The organism is Acidobacteriota bacterium, from assembly GCA_016196035.1.
Lineage (GTDB): Bacteria > Acidobacteriota > Blastocatellia > RBC074 > RBC074 > JACPYM01.
This window is the reverse complement of record JACPYM010000002.1, coordinates 294,258-300,533: the sequence shown is the minus strand read 5'-3', so window position 1 is coordinate 300,533 and position 6,276 is coordinate 294,258. Positions and strand designations below refer to the sequence as shown.

The 6,276-nt window shown below is 56.9% G+C and carries 5 protein-coding genes; 4 read left to right on the top strand and 1 reads right to left on the bottom strand.

Going from position 1 to position 6,276, the window contains the following annotated elements:
* The first annotated feature begins 114 nt into the window (after positions 1-114).
* The 3 genes from HY011_01330 to HY011_01320 all read left to right on the top strand — a co-directional run bounded on the left by HY011_01330 (position 115) and on the right by HY011_01320 (position 3,069).
* Positions 115-1,170, top strand: coding sequence for a cyclase family protein (locus HY011_01330; GenBank protein ID MBI3421557.1), 1,056 nt, complete (start codon positions 115-117; stop codon positions 1,168-1,170).
* A 154-nt stretch (positions 1,171-1,324) separates the two neighbouring features.
* On the top strand, positions 1,325-2,503 hold the full coding sequence (locus HY011_01325; GenBank protein ID MBI3421556.1) for an AAA family ATPase: 1,179 nt from the start codon (positions 1,325-1,327) through the stop codon (positions 2,501-2,503).
* Positions 2,500-3,069, top strand: a complete 570-nt coding sequence (locus HY011_01320) for a DUF4276 family protein (GenBank protein MBI3421555.1) — start codon at positions 2,500-2,502, stop codon at positions 3,067-3,069. Before HY011_01325 ends, HY011_01320 begins: the two co-directional genes overlap by 4 nt.
* Positions 3,070-3,418: 349 nt before the next feature.
* Here HY011_01320 and HY011_01315 read toward each other — a convergent pair whose 3' ends face one another.
* Positions 3,419-5,380: an amylo-alpha-1,6-glucosidase gene (locus HY011_01315; GenBank protein ID MBI3421554.1), complete on the bottom strand. Its 1,962-nt coding sequence runs from the start codon at positions 5,378-5,380 to the stop codon at positions 3,419-3,421.
* A gap of 213 nt (positions 5,381-5,593) precedes the next feature.
* On the opposite strand from HY011_01315, the gene HY011_01310 reads away from it, so the two are divergent.
* The gene (locus HY011_01310; GenBank protein ID MBI3421553.1) at positions 5,594-6,022 is read left to right on the top strand and encodes a DoxX family protein; all 429 of its coding nucleotides are present in this window, start codon (positions 5,594-5,596) and stop codon (positions 6,020-6,022) included.
* The last annotated feature ends 254 nt before the right edge of the window (positions 6,023-6,276 follow it).

The window sequence follows — 6,276 nt, the reverse complement described above, 5'->3', positions numbered from 1 at the left end:
TGGAGCGCGCGCTCCACCACCGGCTAATATCCGCCGTGCCTCCGGCACACAGAAGCTGTCAACGCACTCGGTTCAATTCGACTGCGTAACATCAATCAATAAGGCAGGTAAAGCTTGAAGAGAAAACATCGTTTCCTATTGTCGCTCTTGGCGCTTAGTCTGGCCGCCAACTTTCATTGGCTGGTCAGCGGGCAGCAACCCGCGCTAAAAAAATGGCAGCCGGGCAAAGGCTGGGGCTGGGTTTGGGGGCAGGAAGACGAAGTGGGCGCGCTCAACGAAATGACCGACGCCACGCGCCTCGCGGCTCTGCGTCTTGCGGACAAAGGCAAGACCTATGACCTGGGCGTCAATTACGACCGCACGTCATACAAGTGGCCCGGCCACAGTCCCACCGAAGTCATGTCCTTCCGCACGCCCGAAGGCATCAAGCGCCAGCGCGACTTGCCCGCGCTGGTCAACGACAATGCTGACAAACTGGCCTGGCACAGCGCCGCGCTGTTCATCAGCGATAACGTCGGCACCCAACTCGACGGCCTGGGCCACATCACGACCGACGACGACAATCATTGGTACAACGGTTTCAAAGAGAGCGACTGGGGCGGCAACTTCGGCCCGCGCAAGGCCGATGCCGAAACGATCCCGCCGATTGTTGCACGCGGCGTGCTGATTGATGTCGCCGGATGGAAAGGCGTGGATGCCTTGCCCGGCAACTACAGCATTACCGCGCAGGATTTGCAGCAGGCTTTGGCGCAAGAGAAAACACAGTTGAGACCGGGCGATGTTGTCCTCATTCGCACGGGCACGCTGCGCTATTGGGGCGCAACGGGCAGTGATCATGCAACGATTGCGCAACACGACTCAGCCGGCATCAGTCTGGAAACCGCCAAATGGCTGGTCGAAGAGCACGGCGCAATGTTGATTGGCAGCGACACCAGCGGCCTCGAATGCGGCCCGGCGGAAAAAGACAACGCCGCCTATCGCGCCAAATATCGCTCCTTCAATCCGGTGCATCGTTACCTCCTGGTCGAGCAGGGCATTCACATCGGCGAGTTTCATAACCTGGAAGGACTGGCGCGCGATCAGGTTTACGAATTCTGTTACGTCGCCGCGACCAATAAGATCAAAGGCGCGGCGGCGGGTTTTACGATGCGGCCGTTGGCGATCAGATAAACGGCATTTCTGAACGAATCAATAGCCGGTAAGTTTGAGCGGGTGAATACATTCGAAGTTGAACGTCAGTGATGTCATCACATCTGAGAATCAAGGGGCCAAGCTACCAGCAAACAAATGGTCTGGTGTATTATCGCGAGCGGAAAAGAAGCCTATGAAAATTGAATCTATTTCGCTCAGGAATTTCCGCGCCTTCAAAGATGTGACGATTGAGAACCTGCCTTCGATGGCTGTTTTTGTAGGCGCGAATGGCAGCGGGAAGACGACCTTATTTGATGTATTTGGGTTTTTACGTGACTCGTTGATCCACAATGTGCGTCAGGCGCTGGCGCGGCGGGGCGGTTTTCGTGAAGTCGTCAGCCGTAACACGGATGGGCCTATCGAAATTGAGTTGAAGTTTCGTAGTAAGCCCACAGATCCGCGCGTCACCTATTCACTCGCCGTCTCCTTACAAGACGCTCTGCCGGTGGTCGAACGCGAAGTCTTGAAATACCGCCGCGGCAGTTTCGGCCAACCCTGGAAGTTTCTTGATTTCCGCTTTGGTGAAGGCGAAGCGATTACCAATGAAGAAGCCTACGATACGCCAGACGCCGAACAGAAACGTGAGCATCAGAAACTGGAATCCGCCGACATCCTTGCCATCAAAGGGCTGGGGCAATTCGAGCGCTTCAAAGTCGTGAGCGACTTTCGCAAACTGATCGAAAACTGGCACGTCTCCGATTTTCATATTGCGGATGCCCGGCCTAGCCAAGAAGCCGGATATGCCGAACATCTTTCCTCACGCGGTGATAATCTGCCGCTCGTGGCACAATATCTTTACGAGCATCATCGGCCACTCTTCAACCAAGTCCTGGAAAAAATGGCCCAGCGCGTGCCCGGCGTCGAACGGGTCAATCCGGTTGAAACGGAAGATGGCCGGTTGGTGCTCAAATTTCAGGATGGTTCTTTCAAAGACCCGTTTATCGCGCGGTATGTTTCTGATGGCACCATCAAGATGTTTGCCTATCTGCTGTTACTGCACGACCCCAGCCCACATCCGGTGTTATGTGTCGAAGAGCCGGAAAATCAGCTTTACCCGGAACTGTTGCGCGAATTAGCGGAGGAATTCCGGTTGTATGCCGAGCGTGGCGGGCAAGTGTTTATTTCCACGCATTCACCGGATTTTTTGAATGGCGTCGAACTCGAAGAAATCTTCTGGCTGGCGAAACGGGATGGCTATACGCGCGTTTTGCGGGGTGCGGATAACCCACAATTGAAAGCCTTGATTGAGGCAGGCGATTTGCCGGGTACGCTTTGGCGGCAGGGGTTATTTGCAGGAGCCGGGCCACAATGAACGAGTTAGTCTTTCTTCTGGAAGAGGCCTCGATGCGTGAGGTGCTCAAAGTTATCCTGCCGCAAATCGTTCCGCCGGAGATTTCTTGTGTCCTGATTACGCACGAAGGAAAACGCGATCTGGAAGTTTCCATCCCGCGCAAGCTGCGCGCCTGGCAGAATCCTGGAGCGCGTTTTGTCATTGTGCGAGATCAGGATATGGCGAACTGTTACGACCTCAAAGATCATTTACGCACGTTGTGCACGCAGGCGGGCCGGCGCGATAGTTTGATCCGCATTGCTTGCCATGAACTTGAAGCGTGGTTTCTGGGCGACATGCAAGCTGTTAGCCGCGCTTTTGAGTTGCCCCAATTGAAGAAATTGAGCGAGAAGCGCAAGTTTCGTGAACCGGATTTGTTGGGGAATGCGGCAGAGGAACTTCAGAAACTCGTCAGACGCTACAAGAAAGTTGGCGGTGCCAGAGCCGTCGCGCCGCATCTTGACCTGGCTGCCAATCGCTCGCACAGCTTTCGAGTCTTTCTGGCTGGAATCCGGCGCATCGTTGACGCAATGACAAAGGAAAGCTGACATTCAAGCATCGTAAATCTGTCACTCCCCACGTGATGTTGAGGTGTAAACCTCAAAAATGGGCTGAAGCTCAGCGGGCTTCAGCCTATAGCATTTTCAGTTGTCTGAACCGCTAGGTTTAGAATTTGTACCGCAAGCCCACCACAATGCGGCGGCTGTCGCCATTGGTGGCCCATTGGTGCAGGAAGTTCGCGCCCGAATTGATGGTGTCACAAGTACACTGCCCTCACTGGAGCGGAGTGGTTTGGTAACCGAAACAGCCGCCCGGTTAATCGGGGCGTTAGGCGGTTAGCTCTCCGTTACATTCAGCCTGTCAAAAGCATACTAGCCAATTTCTCGTCAGCAGTGCCTATCGGCCAAGCGCAACCGCCACTCTCAAAAGTTCCGCCACACTCCACGCCTGCGCCACACACCCACGCGGCAAATGCGGTGCATCCGCATCGAAAATCTCTGACACCTGGCCCAAGCCTGCTTCGCGCAAATGTTCGGCAAACGCCGCCAGCCACGCGCGCGCCTGTTGATGCGAACCAACGCTGTTTTGATTCACCTTCAAATACGCCGTGATGAATGGCCCCAGCAACCACGTCCAGACCGTGCCTTGGTGATAGGTGCCGTCGCGGCTGGGGATGTCGCCGGTGTAACGCGGGCAGTAGCGCGGGTCGCCGGGCGCAAGGCTGCGCAAGCCGCAGGGCGTGAGCAATTCGCGTTCGACCACGGTGACGACTTGTTGGGCGCGCTCCGGGGTCAACATTGTGTGCGGCAAACTGACAGCGAAGATTTGGTTGGGGCGAATCGAGGCGTCACGTTCAGCGCCGTTGACGACATCGTATAAACAACCGGCCTCCGCATTCCAAAACACTTGATTGAAACTGGCTTGGGCGCGCGCGGCCAATTGCGTGCAGCGTTGCTGATTGGCGGCATCGCCGAATTCGGCGGCCAGATCGGCCAGCACGCACAGCGCGTTGTACCAGAGCGCCTGAATCTCAACGGGTTTGCCGATGCGCGGGGTGACGACCCAGTCGCCGACCTTGGCGTCCATCCAGGTCAATTGCACGCCCGCTTCGCCCGCGTGCAAGAGGCCGTCGTCATCAACACGAATGCCGTAGCGGGTGCCGCGTTCGTGCCAGTAAATGATTTCGAGCAGCTTGGCGTATAGGTGTGTGCGCACGAATTCGTAATCGCCCGTGTGTTCGAGCAGCGCGCGCACGGCTTCGACGTACCAGAGCGTCGCGTCCACCGTGTTGTATTCGGGCGCTTCGCCCGCGTCGGGGAAGCGGTTGGGCAACATGCCCTGGTCGAGATAGCGCGCGAAGGCGAGCAGGATGTTTTTGGCGATGTCGTAACGCCCGGTCGCCAGCGTCAAACCCGGCAGCGCGATCATCGTGTCGCGGCCCCAATCGCTGAACCAGTGATACCCGGCGATGATCGTTTCACCGTCATCGCGCTTGACGATGAATTGATCGGCGGCGGCGGCCAGCGCGCGCGTCAATTCAGCGGCTTTGGCAAAGGGTTCGAGCACGGCGGCGCGACGCGCAAGTTCGGTTTGTTTGTATTCGTTGACGTGCGCGACGTCCACACGTTCGGTCGAAGCGATGACGGCGACCTGTCCGGCTTGTCGCAAATCGAAGCGCAGCACGCAAGGGTTGAAGAGGTCTTCGCGATAATCGAGGCCGCGCTCGCGTTCGGCCTGATATTCAAAGTTGCGATACCAATAGCCGGCCGGTTCGACCACGGCAGCGTCGTGCGCCAGATACAGCGCGGGCAACTCGGCATAGGGCCGCAAGGTCAGCAAGCCCGGCGCGGTTTCAAGCTGCGGATTCCACGCGGCGTTTTCGTGCATCGTCGCGTGGTAATCACGAAAGGCGAGCAACGGAAGCAATTCCAACTTGCAGTCTCGTGGCAATTGATCGGCCCGCAATTCGTATTGGACGGCCGTCGTGTTCGCGCCGTGCATCAGCCAGACGGTTTTGACCAACTCAATGCCCGCGACCGCATAAACAAACGTCGGGAACGGATCAAGCCGGAATTCTTTGAGGAACTGCTGGCCTTGCGGATGCACTGCGCCCGGATATTGATTGGCTGATAGCTCGTAGCGCGCGCCGTCCACCACCAACGTCTCTTCCAGCTTTGACAGCATGACCAAACGGCCCACCGGCGGTTTCGTCGCCGCGACCAACAGGCCGTGATAGCGCCGCGTATTCAGTCCCGTGATGGTGGACGAAGCGAAACCGCCGAGGCCGTTGGTTTCCAGCCATTCTTTCGTCAGAGCCGCGTCCGGGTTGTGACAAACGTCTTGGTCAAAGCGAATCATGCGTTCTTCCTTTCGACGGAGATATGCAATGCGGCGGGCAATCTATTCCAAGTGCGAACAGAATCGGTAACTCCAACTTTCAATCTGTGGTCTCGCACGCAAAGCTGTGTGCCGACGGAATAATGCGCGCAGTCGGCAGCATACAGTGAGATGCAAGGCCGGGCCGCCGCTGGCGCGTGCTTTTTCACTGAAACCGCTTAGGAGGACAAGACTATGACACAAGAGAAAAGATTGACGATCATCAGTTGGGGATTGCGTTTGATCGTCGCGGGCATTCTGTTTCAGACACTGTTTTTCAAATTTAGCGCCGCGCCTGAATCGGTCTACATCTTCAAGACGCTGGGGCTGGAACCGTGGGGCCGCCTCGGTTCCGGCGTAGTCGAATTGATCGCCGTCGTCTTGTTGCTGATTCCGGCGACGGTGCCGGTGGGCGCGTTGTTGTCGCTGGGCGTCATCAGCGGCGCGCTCATGAGCCACCTGACCAAACTGGGTATTGCGGTCGTGAATTCAGATGGCACATCGGATGGCGGTTTGTTGTTTGGCTTGGCGCTGATTGTGTTTGCGGGCAGTTTGGCATTGTTGTGGCTGCATCGGCAGCAAATCCCCGTGGTGGGTGTGTTGCTGTTCAAAAGCGAAAGTTAAAAGCGGGAGCGCGGACGTCTTGATCCTGCTGGCGAATGCGCCAAGTTGTCCGACAAGCTGCCAGCTTGTCGTGGTCGTGGCTGGCGAACATTGGGTATAACGGCCGAGCGTCCGACAAGCTGGCAGCTTGTCGGACATTCGCCAGCGGTCTCGTCCCGTTCGCAATGTAACAGATGCCGCGCAGCTTCCTTAGAGGCACAGAGACACAAAGCTTGCTTACAGTGTTGGTGGAGTTCTCTGTTTTCCTCTGTGTC